The following is a 16,560-nucleotide window of genomic DNA, read 5'->3' as shown; positions in this document are numbered from 1 at the left end:
ATGATCTCCGCGTGACCGTCATTCCGTTCAGACGCAGATCCATCTCCCGGTTCAGGCATGCGGCCGTCCTCTCGGCCGTGGCGCTGCTCGCCACCGGGTGCGGACTCTCGGAGGAGCTGGAGCGGGAGGGCGATCCCGGGCGTACCGCGCCCGCGCAGGGCGGGCGGTCCGATGCGGCTGGCGGCCGGTCCGACTCCGCCGATCCGGTCCCGACGACGGAGGCGTCCGCGGAGATGGGGCCGGGCGAAGTGCCCGACGTGCCTTCGCCTTCCTGCCCCGCGAGCGGGGTCCGCATCGAGCCGGGCATGGTCGACGCCGCCATGGGCCTGCGCGCGATGAGCGTGACCTTGACCAACTGCGGCAAGGACACCTATCGCCTGAAGGGCTACCCGAAGCTGCGGGTCCTCGACGAGCACCGCGAACCCCTCGACGTACAGATCCTCGAAGGCACCGCGCCCATCATGACCAGGGACGATGACCCCGGCCCCGACCACTCCGTCTCGCTCAAGACGGGCGAGGCGGCCTACACCGTGCTCGTCTGGCGCAACACCGTCACCGACACGACCACCACCGCCGTCAGCGGCACCTACCTCAAGGTCACGCCGGTGCCGGGCGCCCGCTCCGGGACCGTGACCCCGCAGGGCCGCATCGACCTCGGCAACACGGGCCGTATCGGCACCACCGCCTGGCAGCGGGAGCCCGCGGACGACACGGCCCCCTCCCGGCCTACGGCACCCGCGCCGTCCACTCCGGGGAGCTGAACTTCGTCCGGGCGAGCTCCCGCGCCCTGGCCATCTCCCCGTCCGTGACCTTGCCCGCCGACAGGCCGTACCGCGTGCGGAAGGAGTCGAGCATCCGCTCGATCACGGCCTCGCGGGGCAGTCCCGTCTGGCGCCGCAGCGGGTCCACACGCTTCTTCGCACTCCTCGTGCCCTTGTCGGAGAGCTTCTCGCGGCCGATGCGGAGCACCTCCACCATCTTCTCCGCGTCGATGTCGTACGACATGGTCACGTGGTGCAGCACGGCGCCGTGCCCGCCCACGACCCGCTTCTGGGCGGCGCCCGCGACCTTGCCCGCGTCGGTGGCGATGTCGTTCAGCGGTTGGTACCACGCCTTGATGCCCATGTCGCCGAGGGCTTCGAGCACCCAGTCGTCCAGATAGGCGTAACTGTCGGCGAAGGAGAGGCCCTGCACGAGGGAGTCCGGGACGGACAGGGAGTACGTGATGGCGTTGCCCGGCTCGCAGAACATGGCACCGCCGCCGCTGATCCGCCGCACCACCTGCACGCCGTGCCGCTCGGTGCCCGCCGGGTCCACTTCGTTGCGCAGCGACTGGAAGCTGCCGATGACCACCGCCGGGGACTCCCACTCCCACACACGCAGCGTCGGCGGGCGCCGCCCGGCGGCGACCTCCTCGGTCAGCACCTCGTCCAGGGCCATGAGCAGCGCGGGCGACTGGGGAGCCTCATGGATCAGCTGCCAGTCGTAGTCCGTCCAGTCGGTGGCGTGCGCGAGGGCGCGGCGTACGGCGACGCCCACGCCCTCCGAGGTGAGCCCGTAGAGGACGGTGCCCTGCGGGAGCGCCGCGTCGATACGAGCGGCGAGGCCCGCCGCGTCGGTGTCCGCGGGGGCGCCCTCCAGGGCGTGGCTCAGGGCGTCGAACGCCTCGTCCGGTTCGAGGAAGAAGTCCCCCGCCACCCGCACGTGCCGCAGCGCGCCGTCCTCGACCTCCAGGTCCACGACGACGAGCTTGCCGCCCGGGACCTTGTACTCACCGTGCACTGTGCTTCCTCCGGACGCGGCCGAATCGCGGACACCCTCAGCCTGCGATTTCATAACAGGACAACTCTGCCCACCAGGGATGAATTCCCGCACAGGGGACCGCATGAGCCACGCTGAGACGAGTGACCAGGCCACCGCCGGCGCGTCACCGGCCGTCAAACTGACGCTCATGACGCTGACGACGATGGTCGTCGGCTCGATGGTCGGCGCGGGCGTGTTCTCGCTGCCGCGCCGGTTCGCCCAGGAGACCGGCGTCGCGGGCGCGCTGATCGCCTGGGCCATCGCCGGTGCGGGCATGCTCATGCTCGCGTTCGTCTTCCAGACCCTCGCCGTCCGCAGACCCGATCTGGACGCCGGTGTCTACGCCTACGCGAAGGCGGGGTTCGGCGAGTACCTCGGCTTCTTCTCCGCCTTCGGGTACTGGGCGAGCGCCTGCGTCGGCAACGTCACCTACTGGGTGCTCATCATGTCGACCGTCGGCGCCATCTGGCCGAGCCTCGGCGACGGCGACACCCTCATCGCGGTCGTCCTCTCCTCGTTCGGCCTGTGGGCGTTCTTCCTGCTGATCCGCCGCGGGGTGAAGGAAGCCGCGGCGATCAACAGGATCGTGACCGTCGCCAAGATCGTGCCCATCCTCGTCTTCGTGATCCTGGCGCTCTTCTTCTTCGAGCCGTCCGTGTTCGCCGACAACTTCGGCGGCGCGGACTACGCGGGATCGCTCTTCAACCAGGTGCGCGGCACCATGCTGGCCACCGTCTTCGTCTTCCTCGGGGTCGAGGGCGCGAGCGTCTACTCCCGGCACGCCAAGCGCCGCGAGGACGTCGGCCGGGCCACGGTCCTGGGCTTCCTCAGCGTCTTCGCCGTCTTCGCCTCCGTCACCATCGTGTCGTACGGGATCATGCCGATGGCGGAGATCGCCGAGCTGCGCCAGCCGTCCATGGCGGGCGTCCTGGAAGAGGCCGTCGGAACCTGGGGCAAGGTCTTCGTCAGCGTCGGCCTCATCGTCTCCGTGCTCGGCGCCTACCTCGCCTGGACGCTGATGGCCGCGGAAGTGCTCTTCGTCGCCGCGAAGGACGACGACATGCCCCGCTTCCTGCGCAAGGCCACCTCCGAGGACGTTCCCGTCCCCGCGCTCCTGATGACCACCGCGCTCAGCCAGGTCGTCCTGATCGTCACGATGTTCTCCGACGACGCGTTCAACTTCGCGCTCGACCTGACCAGTGCGCTGAGCCTCATCCCGTTCCTGCTGGCGGCCGGTTTCGCCGTCAAGATCGCCCTCGGGGCAGGACGCCGGGACCCGGCGGTCGCCGGGCAGAGCACCCGCGGGGAACTGGTCATCGCGGTCATCGCCGTGCTCTACACGGCGTTCCTGCTGTACGCCGCGGGGCTCAAGTTCGTCCTGGTCTCCTTCATCCTCTACGCCCCCGCGACGCTCCTGTTCATCAAGGCCCGGCGCGAACAGAACCGGCGCCTGTTCTCCCCGCGCGAGGCCGTCATCTGCGTGGTCTCGATCGCGGGCGCCGTGGTGGGCGTGATCGCTCTCTCGGCGGGCTGGATCCAGCTCTGACCGCCTCTGACCGCCCCCGACACCAGGCCCCCGACACCCGGCCCCCGTGGTACCGACCGACGAAAGGCGCACCGTGACAAGCCCCGACAGCCCCGACACCCCCGCCGCACCGACGTTCGGCGTCCACTCCGAGGTCGGCAGGCTGCGCAAGGTACTGGTCTGCGCGCCCGGACTCGCCCACCGCAGACTGACCCCCACCAACGCCGACGACCTGCTCTTCGACGACGTCATGTGGGTGGAGAACGCCCAGCGCGACCACGCCGACTTCGTCATCAAGCTCCAGCAGCGCGGCGTCGAGGTGCTCGAACTGCACGAGCTGCTCGCCCAGACCATGGCGGTCCCGGGCGCGAAGGACTGGCTCCTCGACCGGAAGATCACCGCGAACGAGGTCGGCCTCGGGCTCCTCGACAACACCCGCGCCTTCCTGGACACCCTCGAACCCCGGCAGCTCGCCGAGTACCTCATCGGGGGGCTGGCCACCGCGGATCTGCCGGACGAGTTCCGCTCCGGCTACGTCGCTCTCGTACGCGAATCCACCGGCGTACGCGAATATCTGATGCCGCCGCTGCCGAACACTCTCTACACCCGCGACACGACGTGCTGGCTGTACGGGGGCGTCACGCTCAATCCGCTGTACTGGCCGGCCCGGCACGACGAGACGCTTCTGATGAAGGCCGTCTACGAGTTCCATCCCGACTTCAAGGGCGCCACGGTGTGGTGGGGCGACCCCGAACTCGACTGGGGGCAGGCGACGTTCGAGGGCGGCGACATCATGCCCGTCGGTAACGGCGTCGTCCTGATGGGCATGAGCGAGCGCACCTCGCGCCAGGCCATCACCCAGGTCGCCGCGGAACTGTTCAAGAACGGCGCGGCCGAGCGGGTCATCGTCGCCGGCATGCCCAAACTCCGGTCCGCCATGCACCTCGACACCGTCTTCACCTTCGCCGACCGGGACATCGTCACGCTCTACCCGAAGATCATGGACGCCGTGCACTCCTTCACCCTGCGGCCCAGCGACAAGCCGGTCGGCGTCGAGATCACGGACGAGGGTTCGCGTACGTTCGTCGAGGTGGTCGCCACGTCACTCGGCCTGCCCGACCTGCGCGTCATCGAGACGGGCGGCGACGTCTACGCCTCCGAGCGGCAGCAGTGGGACAGCGGCAACAACGCCGTCGCCCTGGAGCCGGGTGTCGTCTTCACCTACGACCGCAACACCCAGACCAACACCCTGCTGCGCAAGGCGGGCGTCGAGGTGATCACCATCGTCGGCGCCGAACTCGGCCGGGGCCGCGGCGGCGGGCACTGCATGACGTGCCCGCTCGTCCGCGACGCCGTGGACTTCTGAGACGCCGGGAGCCTGAGCGGGTCAGTACCGCTGGGCCTTGACCAGATGCGCGGAGAGCTTCGGCTCCGGGGGTTCGTGGCTGATGGCGTACCGCTGGGCCCGCTTGCCCGGTTCGAGGTTCTCCGTGCCGATGTAGCGGGTCTCCACGGTCTTGCCGGAGGAGTTCCTGAAGTCGACCCGCACGGCGAAGTCCGCCGTCTTGTCGGTCCTGTTGGTGAAGGTCACCACCGAGGCGAGCACGCCGCCGGTCTCGGAGCGCGGCTTGCCCGTCATGGAGACGTCGGACATCGCGTTGCCCCGCCCGGTGACGTCCTTCAGGGCTTTCTCGGCGGCCTGGTTGGCCCGCTCGGTGTCGGCGGACACGGACGCCTCGTACTCGTCCGCGCGCTCCGATGCGGAAGCCTCCGCCTCGGACGCCGAGGAACGGGCGGACTCGGCTGCCTCGGAGGCCTTCGACTTCAGCGGAGAAGCGGTCTTCTCCGAGAACGACGACGCGTCGGGGGCCGATGTCCGGCTGCCCTCGGACGACGGCCCGTCGCTGTCGCTGCCGCACGACACGAGGGCGGCGGCGACCGTCACCGAGGCGGCGAGGGTGAGCGCGGCGGACACCGCGGGCCCGCGGCGCGCGGAGCGCCGGTTTCTGCTGTGCGGCGTGGGGTTCATTCGGAGCGGTCCTTTCCCTGCTGCTGATCCCTGCTGCTTGTGGTCGGGGGGCTGGCTGACGTCAGTACCGCAGGACGCAGGCGATCCGGCCCCGGTCGGCAAGCGTGTCCCCGGGTACGAAGCGGACCTGTGCGCCGGTGTCCAGGGCCCGCTCGACGATGTCGTCGACCACGTCGTCCACCGCGTCCAGATCGTCCGGGTCGGCGGGCACCAGATGGCCGCCGTCGTCACGCACGGTCGCCCGGTAGGTGTCCTCCACGGCGAGGAAGCGGACGCGGTCCGTCGTCACGTTCTGCCAGACCTCGTCGAGACCGGCGGCGTACTGACGCCGGCCCTGCGCCGCGTCCAGCTCATGCAGCACGGCATCGAGCCCGGCCCTGTCGCCGGCCGCGAGGAAGGGGCGTACCGCCTGCCACACCGCGTCCGCGGGGCCGTGCGCGAGGCCGCCGTGCGGTACGGGCGTGCCCTCCTTGCCGACCGCCCCGACCTCGTCGAGCAGGGAAAGCGCGGCGGCCTCCCCGGCCACGAACAGAGGGCGCGGATGTGAGCGGAGCACACCGGCCGCGGCGCCGTCCGCCTCGCGCAGGAACCTGCGGGTCTGCTCGTCGCGGAAGGTGCTCGGCACGTCGCCGATCCGCTCCTTGCGCTCGGCGTCCTGGTCGTCGCGGCTCCTGGTCAGCGGAAATCCGTCCGCCTCGTGCTCGGTGACCCGCGTCGCGGTGCCGCTCCACAGCGAGACGCGGTCGGCCGAGACGGCGAGCACCCAGTAGGGGCGCTCGGCCGCCTGTGCCGCGACGACGTTGCGCGTGAGGAAGGTGTCCGAGAGCACCACCCTCGAAGGCACCGTCCTCGCCAGCGACCACACCTGGTGCTCGCCGCGGGCCGCGAAGACGGCGAGCCCGTCCTCGGCGTGCACGAGGTCGATCTCCGCCACCGCCCGGTCCAGCTGCCGGGCCACCTCGATCCGCTGCTCCCTGGCCACGGCCGGATCGGACTTCAGGCGTTCCTTGGCCTCGTGGACGAGATTGCGCAGCCGCACCGGGTCCTGGGCGTTGTCCGGCTCTCTGCGGTGGGTGGGCAGCAGGACCGTGACGGCGGGATAGGGGCGCGGACGGCGCAGCCCGGCCAGCGCGGCCGGGTTGAGGGAGGGATGCATGGAAGTGACCCTTTCGGGACGGGGCGGCGCACAAAGGGCCTCCGAAGAGGGCATTACGCCATGAAATCCACCCTATGACGGTTCCGGGGCCGGGGCACTTCACCCGGAACGGGTCATTTGGACGCCGGCAGGGAGGGGTCGGGTGGTTAACGGGGGATTCATCTCGATTCCATGGCCTGTACCGCCGGGCCGCACGGATTGTCAGTTCGGCGTGCTCTCATGGAGGCATGATCGAAGCGATCGAAGACTTTCTTGTACGAGGCGTCCCGGACGTCGAAGAAGCACTCCGCAAGGCCGCCGCGGCGGAGGTCATGCCGCGGTTCCGGCAGCTCGCCGAAGACGACGTCATCCAGAAGAGCGGTCCGCACGACCTCGTGACGGTGGCCGACCGGCTCGCCGAGGAAAACCTGACGGAAGCACTCACCACCCTGCTGCCGGGCTCGGTCGTCGTGGGCGAGGAAGCGGTGCACGCGGACCCCTCGACGTACGACGCGATACGCACCGACGCGCCGGTCTGGATCGTCGACCCGGTCGACGGCACCCGGCAGTTCGTGCACGGCGACCCCGGGTTCTGCATGCTGATCGCGCTGAGCTGGCGCGGAGAGGTGCACGCCTCCTGGACGTATGCCCCCGCGCTCGACGAGATGGCCGTGGCGGTGCGCGGCAAGGGCGCGTGGCTGGACGGCGAGCGCCTGGTGGCCGGTGCGCCCGGCGAAATCCTCGAAGTGGCGACCTCCCACCCGGACTACACCACGCCCGAGCAGAAGCGCGCGCTCCTCGGCCTTCGGACCGACGGCGTCGCACCGCGGCCCTGCGGTTCGGCGGGACTGGAGTACCTGGCCATCGCCAGGGGCAAGCTGGACGCGGTCGCGTTCTCCTGGGAGCTCGCCTGGGACCACGCGGCGGGGCTGCTGCTCGTCGCGGAGGCCGGGGGCAGCAATCTGACCGTCTCCGGGGAGCCCTTCCGTATCGAGGGCGGGAACGCGCTGCCGTTCACGGCCGCCCGGGACGCGGCCACGGCAGACCGGGTGGTGGAGTTGCTGTCGGCCGCAGTCTGATCTGCGGGGCACTGCGCGCCGGTTCGAGGCGGAAGCGTACGGCGGTGACCTCGAACTCCGCGACGGTGCCGACGTCCGGCCAGTCCGCGGGGTCGAACGGAAGGTGCGGCAAGTCGACGAAACCGATGACCGGCAGCCCCGGGTCGACAAAGAGCCCGACCCGCCCCGGCCCCCACGGCAGGACGCTGACCGTGCCCGTCAGACGGGTGCCCCGCGGGAGCGGGCCGCCCGGTTCCGGAGCCGTGGTGTTCCGGCTGTGCCGGGCACGCTGCCACGCGTCCTCGAACTCCGCTTCGGAGACCGGCTCCCCGCCGCTGACGGGGCCGTCGAGCAGCGCACCGTACGTCGCCTCGTACAGCTGCGCGCCGAGGAGCTCGAACTTGTCGCGGGCCCAGGCCAGTTCGGAGCGCGCCGCCGCCACGGAAGCCCGGCCGCCGCCCCCCTCCGGCCCGCGGAAGGACGCCTGACGTACGGCGATCGCGTCCTCGCCCGTCTCGAACCAGTCGTCCGAGCCCGCGTCGGCGCGGTGCCACCAATACGTCACCCGTCAGAGGCTACCCGCGCTCGCGGCGCTGTCGGCGGCCCGGCCTATCCTGGGCCCCAGAGGCCATCGGCTGACAAAGGAGTCCGAAGGTGCCGTCGATGCTTGATGCCGTCATCGTGGGGGCGGGACCGAACGGTCTCACCGCTGCCGTCGAGCTGGCCCGCCGCGGCTTCTCGGTGGCCGTGTTCGAGGCCAAGGACACCGTCGGCGGCGGGGCGAGGACCGAGGAACTGACGCTTCCGGGGTTCCGGCACGACCCGTGTTCCGCGGCGCACCCGCTGGGCGTCAACTCGCCCGTGTTCCGGACCATGCCCCTGGAGCGGTACGGCCTCCAGTGGCTCCAGCCGCGGCTGCCCATGGCGCACCCCTTCCCGGACGGGACCGCCGCCGTCCTCGCCCGTTCCGTCGGCGAGACCGCGGCCTCGTTCGGGCCGCGCGACGCCGGGGCGTACCGCAGGCTCGTCGAGCCCTTCGTCGACAGGTGGGACACCCTCCTCCAGGACTTCATGTCGCTGCCGTCGACCGCGCTGCCGCGCGACCCCGTGACCCTCGCGCGGTTCGGCCTCGCGGGCCTTCCGCCCTCCACCTGGCTGATGCGGCGCTTCCGCGACGACCGGGCCCGCGCCCTGTTCTCCGGGCTCGTCGCCCATGTCATCGCACCGTTGGGCGGCCTCGCCACCGGAGCCGTCGGCCTGGTCTTCGCGCTGGCCGCGCACGCACGCGGCTGGCCGGTCGCGCGGGGCGGTTCGCAGGCGATCCCGGACGCGCTCACCGCGTATCTCAAGGACCTCGGCGGCACGGTCCACACGGACTACGAGGTCAAGCGGCTCGACGATCTGCCCCCGGCGCGCGCGTACGTCTTCGACACATCGCCCACCGCCCTCGCCCGCATCGCGGGCCTGGGGCGCAGCTACGAGAAGTATCGGTACGGCGCGAGCGTCTTCAAGATCGATTACGCCCTTGACGGGCCCGTTCCGTGGACGGCGAAGGAGGCCAGGGAGGCGGGGACCGTGCAGGTCGGGGCCAGCAGCGCCGAGATCGGCACCGCGTTGCGCACCGTGTCGCGCGAGAACCGCGCGCCCGACGTGCCGTTCCTGATCACGGTGCAGCCCGGGGTCGTCGACCCGTCGCGTGCGCCCGCGGGCAAGCAGGTCTTCTGGGCGTACGGCCACGTTCCCAATGGCTGGGACGGCGATCTCACCGACGCGATCGAGCGCCAGCTGGAGCGTTTCGCTCCCGGCTTCCGCGACCGGGTCCTGGCGCGTGCCACCGCGGGGCCCGCCGTGCTCGCCGCCCGGAACGCCAACTACGTCGGCGGCGACATCGCCTGCGGCGCGGCGAGCGGACTCCAACTGCTGCTCCGCCCCAAGCTCTCCCTCTTCCCGTACGGGACCGCGCACCCGGCCGTGTACATCTGCTCCTCCGCCACGCCGCCGGGCCCCGGCGTACACGGCATGTCGGGCCACAACGCGGCCAAGGCGGTCTGGCGGGACCTTCGCGGGGCGTAGGGCGGAACGAACAAGCCGCTGCCCCGCCCGCCCGGTCACGCGGAACCCCCGGCACGACCCCCAAGGTCCATGTCGGATTCTCGCCAGCCACCGTCACCGTCGTGCACGATCCTTGAGGCATGACCACCGTCGCCGTCACCGGCAGAACCCCGGCCCCTTCGGGCATGCACACTGATGCCGAACGCTGTGTGCGTGCCGTGCAGTCGAAGGACGCGCGCTTCGACGGCTGGTTCTACACCGCCGTCACGACCACCCGCATCTACTGCCGCCCCAGCTGCCCCGTCGTCCCCCCGAAGCCCGAGAACATGAGCTTCTACCCGAGCGCGGCGGCCTGCCAGCAGGAAGGGTTCCGCGCCTGCAAGCGGTGCCGGCCGGACAGCAGTCCGGGCTCGCCCGAGTGGAATCAGCGCGCCGACCTCGTGGCCCGCGCGATGCGCCTCATCGCGGACGGCGTGGTGGACCGCGACGGAGTCCCCGGCCTCGCCACGCGCCTGGGCTACAGCACCCGCCAGGTGGAGCGGCAGCTCCTCGCCGAACTGGGCGCGGGCCCCCTCGCCCTGGCACGGGCCCAACGCGCCCAGACCGCCCGGCTGCTCATCGAGACGACCACCCTGCCCATGGCGGAGATCGCCTTCGCCTCCGGGTTCGCCTCGATCCGCACCTTCAACGACACCGTCCGCGAGGTCTTCGCCCTGGCCCCCGGCGAACTGCGCAACCGCGCCCCGAAGACGGCCAGGAAAGCGGCCGCCCCCGGCGCGCTCTCCCTCCGGCTCCCCTTCCGAGCCCCCCTCAACCCCGACAACCTCTTCGGCCACCTCATCGCCACCGCCGTACCCGGAGTCGAGGAGTGGCGCGACGGCGCGTACCGCCGCACGCTCCGCCTCCCCTACGGCCACGGGGTCGTCGCCCTCACCCCCGCCCCCGACCACATCGCCTGCCGCCTCAGCCTCACCGACATGCGCGACCTCACCATCGCCATCAGCCGCTGCCGCCGCATGCTCGACCTGGACGCGGACCCGGTCGCGGTGGACGGCCAGCTGAGCGCCGACCCGCTGCTCGCGCCCCTCGTCGCCAAGGCGCCGGGCCGCCGCGTGCCGCGCACCGTCGACGAGGCGGAGTTCGCCGTACGGGCGGTGCTCGGCCAGCAGGTCTCCACTGCCGCCGCCCGCACCCACGCCGCCCGCCTGGTCACCGCGCACGGCGAGCCGATCGACGACCCCGAGGGCGGTCTCACCCACCTCTTCCCGGCGCCGGAGGCCCTCGCCGCGCTCGACCCGGAGGCACTGGCCCTGCCGCGCAGCCGCCGCGCCACCCTGACCACGCTCGTACGCCACCTCGCCGACGGATCACTGCGGCTCGGCGTGGAGAGCGGCTGGGAGGAGGCCCGCGCGCGGCTCACCGCACTGCCCGGCTTCGGTCCCTGGACGGTCGACGTCATCGCGATGCGCGCGCTCGGCGACCCCGACGCCTTCCTGCCCACCGACCTCGGCGTCCGGCGCGCGGCCCGGGAACTCGGCCTCCCGCACACCCCGGCGGCGCTGACCGCGCGGGCCGCGGCCTGGCGCCCCTGGCGGGCGTACGCGGTCCAGTACCTGTGGGCCACCGACACCCACCCCATCAACAGCATCCCGGCATAAAAGCCCCACAGCCTCCCCGCAGCCCCCGACAACCCACGGCAGAGGACAGAACCCCATGCACCGCCAGCACACCCTCATCGACAGCCCCTACGGCACCCTGACCCTCGTGGCCACCGACGGCGTCCTCAGCGGCCTCTACATGACCGAGCAGCGCCACCGACCACCCGAGGAGACCTTCGGCGACCGTGACGCCGGGCCCTTCGACGCGACGATCGACCAGTTGGAGGCGTACTTCGCGGGGGAGCTGACGGAGTTCGACCTGCCGATGCGCCTCGACGGCACGCCGTTCCAGCGCACCGTCTGGCAGCAGCTCCGGCTGATCCCGTACGGCGAGACCCGCACGTACGGGCAGCTCGCGACCGCGCTCGGCAAGCCCAACGCCTCACGCGCCGTCGGCCTGGCCAACGGCAAGAACCCGATCGGGGTGATCGTGCCCTGCCACCGGGTGATCGGCGCGGGCGGCTCCCTGACCGGATACGGCGGCGGCCTCGACCGCAAGCAGCGGTTGCTGGCCTTCGAGGGAGCGGTCCTGACGGCCCCCGTCCCGGCCGTCACGCACGCGGACGCGCTGTTCTGAGCGATCGGCCGACGTTCTGAACGCTCGGCCGACAGGCTCAGCCGACCCGCACCCCGTCCTCAAGCTCGACCGCCCCCGTACCCGCGTCCAGCGCGTCGAGTCCGGCCCGCACCCGCCGCCCGAGCTCGTCCGGCAGGAACCGCGGAAGGTCCTCGCGGGCCACGAGGCGCCAGGACAGCAGCTCCTCCTCCTGAAGCCTGATCGACTTCAGCTGGTCCTCGCCGAGCACCCCGCCGTCGTACAGATAGGCCACCAGCGGCGGCCGTGCCACCCCCGGCACCCAGTCCACCGCGAGCAGCCGGCCAGGCTCGACGTCGAGGCCGATCTCCTCGGCGGTCTCGCGGCGCGCCCCCTGCCGCGGTGTCTCCCCCTCGTCCGACTCGACGGTGCCGCCGGGCAGGGCCCACCCCTCGCGGTAGTTCGGCTCGACGAGCAGTACGCGCCCTTCGGAGTCCCGGAAGAGCGAGGCGGCCCCGGCGATGATGCGCGGGAGGCCCGCGATGTACGTGGCGTAATCCTGAGTGGTCACGTGAAAAGGGTAGGCGCGCGGGGAGCGGGGAGCCGCCGCGTTAGGCCTCGGCCAACTCCACGGTCCGGGCCGCGAGTTCCGTGATCCGGGAGCCGTCGAAACCGAACACCGCGCTGCGTACCCGGTCTTCGAGCGGGTCGCGCCACTGTGCGGGGATCGCCTTGGCCCCGCACAGCACGCCCGCGACGGACCCGGCGGTCGCGCCGTTCGAGTCGGTGTCGAGGCCGCCGCGCACGGTCAGGGCGATGGTGCGGGTGAAGTCGCCGTCGCCGTAGAGGAGTCCGGCGGTCAGGACGGCCGAGTTCGGCACGACGTGGATCCAGCCGAGTCCGGAGGTCTCCGCCTCGATGGTGGCGAGCGTCTCCTCCCAGCCGAGCCCGGCCTCGTGCAGCGTGACGACCCGGCGCACGGTACGCGCGAGGCGGCAGCCGGACGGGATCACCCCTGACGCCGCGTCGAGCGCGGCCCGCGGAGTGGCCGCGGCGAACGCGGCCGAGACCAGCGCCGCCGCCCACATCGCCCCGTACACGCCGTTGCCGGTGTGCGAGAGCACCGCGTCCCGGCGGGCGAGGGAGGCGGCGCGGCGCGGGGCGCCGGGGTTCGTCCAGCCGAAGACGTCGGCGCGGATGAGGGCGCCGATCCACTCCTGGCACGCGTTCTCGTAGGTCGCGGTGAGCGGCGGTTTGAGTCCGTTGGCGAGATTCCGGTACGCGGCGCGCTCGGCGGTGAACGTCTGCAGATAGGGGAGGCGCAGCAGCCACAGCTCGCCCACCTGTTCGGTGCTGAAGTCGAATCCGTGTGTCTCCAGGAGATGGAGCCCGAGGATCGCGTAGTCGACGTCGTCGTCCCGGCAGCTGCCGTGTACGCCGCCCCGCACGCACTGCTGCCACTCCGGCCGCAGCTGGAACTCCTCCACCCAGGAAGGGGGTTCGGGCAGATAGTCGGTGAGCGGAAGGGCGTCGGCCTGCCGCAGATAGCGCTCGATGCGCTCCCGCGTCCAGTAGTCGCCCCGCTCGATCGGTTTGCCGAGCATGTTGCCCGCGATCCGCCCGATCCAGCCGCCGAGAACACGGTCGGCGAGTTCCGTATGCGCTGGGGTCATGCATCCGGTCTACCGAATTCCGGGCCCGTGCGCGGTCTGCGCGACCGGTTCGGCGTGGAGCGCCAGACGTTTGTCTGGTTTTCGATCGAAGGTGCATTCGGGGGTCTGTCGTGCGGGCTGCTGATCGATCATTCTTGCAGTTCAGGCGCCCGGTTTAAGCCTTTTTAGGGGTATTTAGGGGAGGAGGCCGGGGCTCCGATATGCGGAGGGCCATGGGCAGGCGGCCCCTCCTGCGGTTATGGTCGCAGCGGCGCGACTGCCTTGACGCGAGCAAGGCCCGGAAAGCAAGGGGATGCAAGGTGGCGGACGCTGCTGGGACGGCGGGGCATGTGCTCATCGCCGCGGACAAGTTCAAGGGATCGCTCACGGCCGTGCAGGTCGCGGAGCGGGTGACGGCCGGGCTTCGGCGCGTCGCACCGCGGGTGGAGGTCGAGGCCCTGCCGGTGGCCGACGGCGGTGACGGAACGGTGGCCGCGGCGGTCGCGGCCGGTTTCGAACGCCGTGAGGTACGGGTGACGGGGCCGCTCGGCGATGAGGTCACCGCGGCGTACGCGCTGCGGGACGGGACCGCGGTGGTGGAGATGGCGGAGGCGTCCGGCCTCCAGCTCCTTCCCGAGGGCGTCTTCGCCCCGCTCACTTCGACGACGTACGGCTCCGGGGAACTGCTGCGGGCCGCGCTGGACGCGGGCGCGCGGACGATCGTCTTCGGTGTCGGGGGCAGTGCGACCACGGACGGCGGGGCCGGCATGCTGGCCGCGCTCGGCGCGGTGTTCCTGGACGCGTCCGGGGAGCCGGTGGCGCCGGGCGGCGGCCCCCTGGCCTCGCTGGCCACGGCGGACCTGTCCGGGCTCGACAAGCGGTTCGCCTCCGTGGACCTGGTCCTGGCCAGCGACGTGGACAATCCGCTGACAGGCCCGAAGGGCGCCCCGGCGGTGTACGGGCCGCAGAAGGGGGCGAGCCCCGAGGACGTGGCCGAGCTGGACGCGGCCCTCGCGCACTTCGCGCGGGTGCTGTCCGACGCGGTGGGCTCCTCGGCCCTGGAGTACGCCGAGTCGCCGGGAGCCGGAGCGGCGGGCGGCATCGGGTACGGGGCGCTTGTCGGGCTCGGCGCGAGCTTCCGCCCCGGTATCGAGGTCATGCTGGACGTCCTCGGCTTCGCTCCCGCGCTCGCCCGTGCCTCGCTGGTGATCACCGGGGAGGGCTCGCTGGACGAGCAGACCCTGCACGGCAAGGCGCCCGCGGGGGTCGCGGCGGCGGCGCGTTCGGCGGGCGTGGAGGTGGTGGCGGTCTGCGGCCGCCTGGCCCTTCCGGCGGAGGCGCTGGGCAAGGCGGGGATCCGGCGGGCGTACGCGCTGACCGACGTGGAGCCGGATGTCGCCCGCTGCATTGCCGAGGCGGGGCCCATCCTGGAGACGGTGGCGGAGGGCATCGCCCGCGATTTCCTGAGCTAGGCGGTTTGCAGGGGGCGGGGGTTTCTCTACACCGGGCTCCGGTGGGGGTTGGCCGCGCAGTTCCCCGCGCCCCTTACGGGGCCCGGCAGGCGTGCTTGCGGGGCAGGCGGTTTGTACGCCTGGCGCCGGTGGGGGCTGGGCGCGCAGTTCCCCGCGCCCCTTACGGGGCCCGGTGGGGGCTGGGCGCGCTGTTCACCGCGCCCCTTGCGGGGCGCGGCCCGGACCGGTCGTCGGGCGGGCCAGGATTCAGCCCGTCCGGCGGTTGAGGACGAGCTCGGCGGAGCCGGTGATGGCGGTGCGTTCGGGTGCCGGGGAGGAGGACCCCGCTCTAGCCCGGCGCCAGCCGATACGCGTCGAGGGCCAGCGTCATCTCCATCAGGTCCCTGGGGCGGGCCAGCGAGCGTGACGTCAGTTGTTCCAGGCGCCGCAGGCGGTTGAACACCGTGTTCCGGTGGCAGTACAGACGCCCCGCGGCCCGCCCCGCCGACCCCTCGCACATCAGCCACGCGTCCAGCGTCTCCAGGAGCACCGCCCGGTCGGCCGGTTCCAGGGCGAGGACCTCGCCGAAGACGTCCGACACAAGGCGCCCCGCCAGCTCCGGCTGGCTCACCACCAGCGCCGTCGGCATCCGCTGGTCGAGCCGTACGATGCCGGTCGCGTCCGGCGGACACGTACGCAGCGCCAGTTCGGCCAGGCGCCGCGCGTGGCCCAGTTCGGAGAGCCCCGCCACCACGGGACTGATGCCGCCGGGCCCCGGGCACCGCCCCTCGAGCGCGGCGGCCAGCTCGTCCAGGCCCTCCTCCGCCCCGAGCGCCACCACACCCACCTCCCGGTCCGTCCGCATCCGCCAGACGAAACGGAACCCGGCCCGCTGGATCTGCCGGTGGAACGCGGCGCGCCCGTCCCGCCGCTCGGCCCGCAGCACCACCACCGCGTACGGCCCGCGCTCCGGCAGATCGAGCCCCGCGGCCACCTGCGAGGCGAGCCCCGGCCCCGACTGCCCCTCAAGGAGCGCGTCGAGCAGCGCCTGCAACTGCTCGTCGGTGCGCCGGCGCAACTCCATCTCCGTGGCCCGGTACGCGTCCGACGCGGCCGCCGCCTGCGCGTCCACCGCCGACCACACCATCGTCGCCGACCGCATCAGGACCGCCAGCTTCTCCGGGTCCTGCCCCACGGTGCCTTCGAGCAGCGAGTCCCAGACCAGATAGCCCGCGTTACGGTACGAGTGCACCACCAGGTCCAGCGGCAGCCCCTGCTGGGCCCGGCGCCGGCCCGCCTCCTCCGCGTACTCCAGATCGCGGCGCGGCGACGCCCGCGGCGCCGAGATGGTCTCGATGCCGATCCGCATCGCCTCCTCCGCCTCCCGCCACTGCTGGTCGTGCGGCAGGACCCGCGCGTACACCGGCGAGTGCTCGAAGAGCTGCCGCAGATGTTCGTCCACCAGATCGGGGATGCGGGGGAGCAGCGCGGTGCACGCCTCCTCGAGCACCTTCCAGTCATGGCCCGTACGAGGTCTGCGTCCGCTCATGGAACTCCCATCGCCGCCGCCATTCATGCCTTCGTGCTGCGGAGGATGCCACTGCCGGACCACCCCTGGCAGGCCCCTGACACGCGGTGTTGTGCCCGTGCACAACGGGTGGC

At 72.1% G+C, this 16,560-nt stretch carries 15 protein-coding genes; 8 read left to right on the top strand and 7 right to left on the bottom strand.

All coding sequences use genetic code 11. From position 1 onward, the window contains the following. The first annotated feature begins 11 nt into the window (after positions 1-11). Positions 12-761: a DUF4232 domain-containing protein gene (locus tag IE226_RS11025; RefSeq protein WP_229870748.1), complete on the top strand. Its 750-nt coding sequence runs from the start codon at positions 12-14 to the stop codon at positions 759-761. Here the strand turns inward: IE226_RS11025 and lplAB are convergent. After that, positions 727-1,782: a lipoate-protein ligase LplAB gene (lplAB, locus tag IE226_RS11020; RefSeq protein WP_190080893.1), complete on the bottom strand. Its 1,056-nt coding sequence runs from the start codon at positions 1,780-1,782 to the stop codon at positions 727-729. The two genes, IE226_RS11025 and lplAB, sit on opposite strands and share 35 nt — an antisense overlap. Before the next feature lie 103 nt (positions 1,783-1,885). Here lplAB and IE226_RS11015 point away from each other — a divergent pair, with 103 nt between their 5' ends. Then, on the top strand, positions 1,886-3,349 hold the full coding sequence (locus IE226_RS11015; protein ID WP_190080892.1) for a basic amino acid/polyamine antiporter: 1,464 nt from the start codon (positions 1,886-1,888) through the stop codon (positions 3,347-3,349). A 73-nt stretch (positions 3,350-3,422) separates the two neighbouring features. Further along, positions 3,423-4,694 carry an arginine deiminase gene (locus IE226_RS11010; RefSeq protein WP_190080891.1) on the top strand — a complete coding sequence of 424 codons (1,272 nt, stop codon included), beginning with the start codon at positions 3,423-3,425 and terminating at the stop codon, positions 4,692-4,694. 21 nt (positions 4,695-4,715) lie between these two features. On the opposite strand, the gene IE226_RS11005 is transcribed toward IE226_RS11010, so the two are convergent. Together IE226_RS11005 and IE226_RS11000 are read right to left on the bottom strand one after the other, a co-directional pair. After that, positions 4,716-5,357, bottom strand: coding sequence for a hypothetical protein (locus IE226_RS11005; protein ID WP_190080890.1), 642 nt, complete (start codon positions 5,355-5,357; stop codon positions 4,716-4,718). A gap of 61 nt (positions 5,358-5,418) precedes the next feature. Beyond that, positions 5,419-6,513 (bottom strand): baeRF3 domain-containing protein, encoded by a 1,095-nt coding sequence (locus tag IE226_RS11000; protein ID WP_190080889.1) that lies wholly within the window; start codon positions 6,511-6,513, stop codon positions 5,419-5,421. 227 nt (positions 6,514-6,740) lie between these two features. Between IE226_RS11000 and IE226_RS10995 the strand changes: the two genes are divergently transcribed. Further along, positions 6,741-7,571: an inositol monophosphatase family protein gene (locus IE226_RS10995; RefSeq protein ID WP_190080888.1), complete on the top strand. Its 831-nt coding sequence runs from the start codon at positions 6,741-6,743 to the stop codon at positions 7,569-7,571. On the opposite strand, the gene IE226_RS10990 is transcribed toward IE226_RS10995, so the two are convergent. Continuing rightward, the gene (locus IE226_RS10990; protein WP_190080887.1) at positions 7,507-8,115 is read right to left on the bottom strand and encodes a hypothetical protein; all 609 of its coding nucleotides are present in this window, start codon (positions 8,113-8,115) and stop codon (positions 7,507-7,509) included. The genes IE226_RS10995 and IE226_RS10990 overlap by 65 nt on opposite strands. Positions 8,116-8,213: 98 nt before the next feature. Here IE226_RS10990 and IE226_RS10985 point away from each other — a divergent pair, with 98 nt between their 5' ends. The 3 genes from IE226_RS10985 to IE226_RS10975 all read left to right on the top strand — a co-directional run bounded on the left by IE226_RS10985 (position 8,214) and on the right by IE226_RS10975 (position 11,837). After that, positions 8,214-9,623, top strand: a complete 1,410-nt coding sequence (locus tag IE226_RS10985; protein ID WP_190080886.1) for a phytoene desaturase family protein — start codon at positions 8,214-8,216, stop codon at positions 9,621-9,623. A gap of 164 nt (positions 9,624-9,787) precedes the next feature. Next, positions 9,788-11,260: an AlkA N-terminal domain-containing protein gene (locus IE226_RS10980; RefSeq protein WP_190081009.1), complete on the top strand. Its 1,473-nt coding sequence runs from the start codon at positions 9,788-9,790 to the stop codon at positions 11,258-11,260. Positions 11,261-11,315: 55 nt separating this feature from the next. Continuing rightward, positions 11,316-11,837, top strand: coding sequence for a methylated-DNA--[protein]-cysteine S-methyltransferase (locus IE226_RS10975; RefSeq protein WP_190080885.1), 522 nt, complete (start codon positions 11,316-11,318; stop codon positions 11,835-11,837). Positions 11,838-11,874: 37 nt separating this feature from the next. Here IE226_RS10975 and IE226_RS10970 read toward each other — a convergent pair whose 3' ends face one another. Next, positions 11,875-12,366, bottom strand: coding sequence for an NUDIX domain-containing protein (locus tag IE226_RS10970; RefSeq protein ID WP_190080884.1), 492 nt, complete (start codon positions 12,364-12,366; stop codon positions 11,875-11,877). Between the two features lie 40 nt (positions 12,367-12,406). Continuing rightward, positions 12,407-13,468, bottom strand: a complete 1,062-nt coding sequence (locus tag IE226_RS10965) for an ADP-ribosylglycohydrolase family protein (RefSeq protein WP_190080883.1) — start codon at positions 13,466-13,468, stop codon at positions 12,407-12,409. A 299-nt stretch (positions 13,469-13,767) separates the two neighbouring features. Here IE226_RS10965 and IE226_RS10960 point away from each other — a divergent pair, with 299 nt between their 5' ends. Further along, positions 13,768-14,919, top strand: coding sequence for a glycerate kinase (locus IE226_RS10960; RefSeq protein ID WP_229870746.1), 1,152 nt, complete (start codon positions 13,768-13,770; stop codon positions 14,917-14,919). Between the two features lie 328 nt (positions 14,920-15,247). Here IE226_RS10960 and IE226_RS10955 read toward each other — a convergent pair whose 3' ends face one another. Then, entirely contained in the window at positions 15,248-16,447 is a 1,200-nt protein-coding gene (locus IE226_RS10955; protein ID WP_190080881.1) for a PucR family transcriptional regulator, read from the bottom strand. Positions 16,448-16,560 lie beyond the last annotated feature (113 nt).

This window comes from Streptomyces longisporoflavus (assembly GCF_014649775.1).
In the GTDB taxonomy this organism is placed as follows: domain Bacteria; phylum Actinomycetota; class Actinomycetes; order Streptomycetales; family Streptomycetaceae; genus Streptomyces; species Streptomyces longisporoflavus.
The sequence above is the reverse complement of the archived record's forward strand: the minus strand, read 5'-3'. Positions and strand labels throughout refer to the sequence as shown.

Excerpts from the sequence above, each read along its gene's own strand:
- IE226_RS11015 (WP_190080892.1), top strand. The coding sequence starts at position 1,886 with ATGAGCCACGCTGAGACGAGTGACCAGGCCACCGCCGGCGCGTCACCG.
- IE226_RS11005 (WP_190080890.1), bottom strand. The coding sequence starts at position 5,357 with ATGAACCCCACGCCGCACAGCAGAAACCGGCGCTCCGCGCGCCGCGGG.
- IE226_RS11000 (WP_190080889.1), bottom strand. The coding sequence starts at position 6,513 with ATGCATCCCTCCCTCAACCCGGCCGCGCTGGCCGGGCTGCGCCGTCCG.
- IE226_RS10995 (WP_190080888.1), top strand. The coding sequence starts at position 6,741 with ATGATCGAAGCGATCGAAGACTTTCTTGTACGAGGCGTCCCGGACGTC.
- IE226_RS10985 (WP_190080886.1), top strand. The coding sequence starts at position 8,214 with ATGCTTGATGCCGTCATCGTGGGGGCGGGACCGAACGGTCTCACCGCT.
- IE226_RS10980 (WP_190081009.1), top strand. The coding sequence starts at position 9,788 with ATGCACACTGATGCCGAACGCTGTGTGCGTGCCGTGCAGTCGAAGGAC.
- IE226_RS10975 (WP_190080885.1), top strand. The coding sequence starts at position 11,316 with ATGCACCGCCAGCACACCCTCATCGACAGCCCCTACGGCACCCTGACC.
- IE226_RS10965 (WP_190080883.1), bottom strand. The coding sequence starts at position 13,468 with ATGACCCCAGCGCATACGGAACTCGCCGACCGTGTTCTCGGCGGCTGG.
- IE226_RS10955 (WP_190080881.1), bottom strand. The coding sequence starts at position 16,447 with ATGAGCGGACGCAGACCTCGTACGGGCCATGACTGGAAGGTGCTCGAG.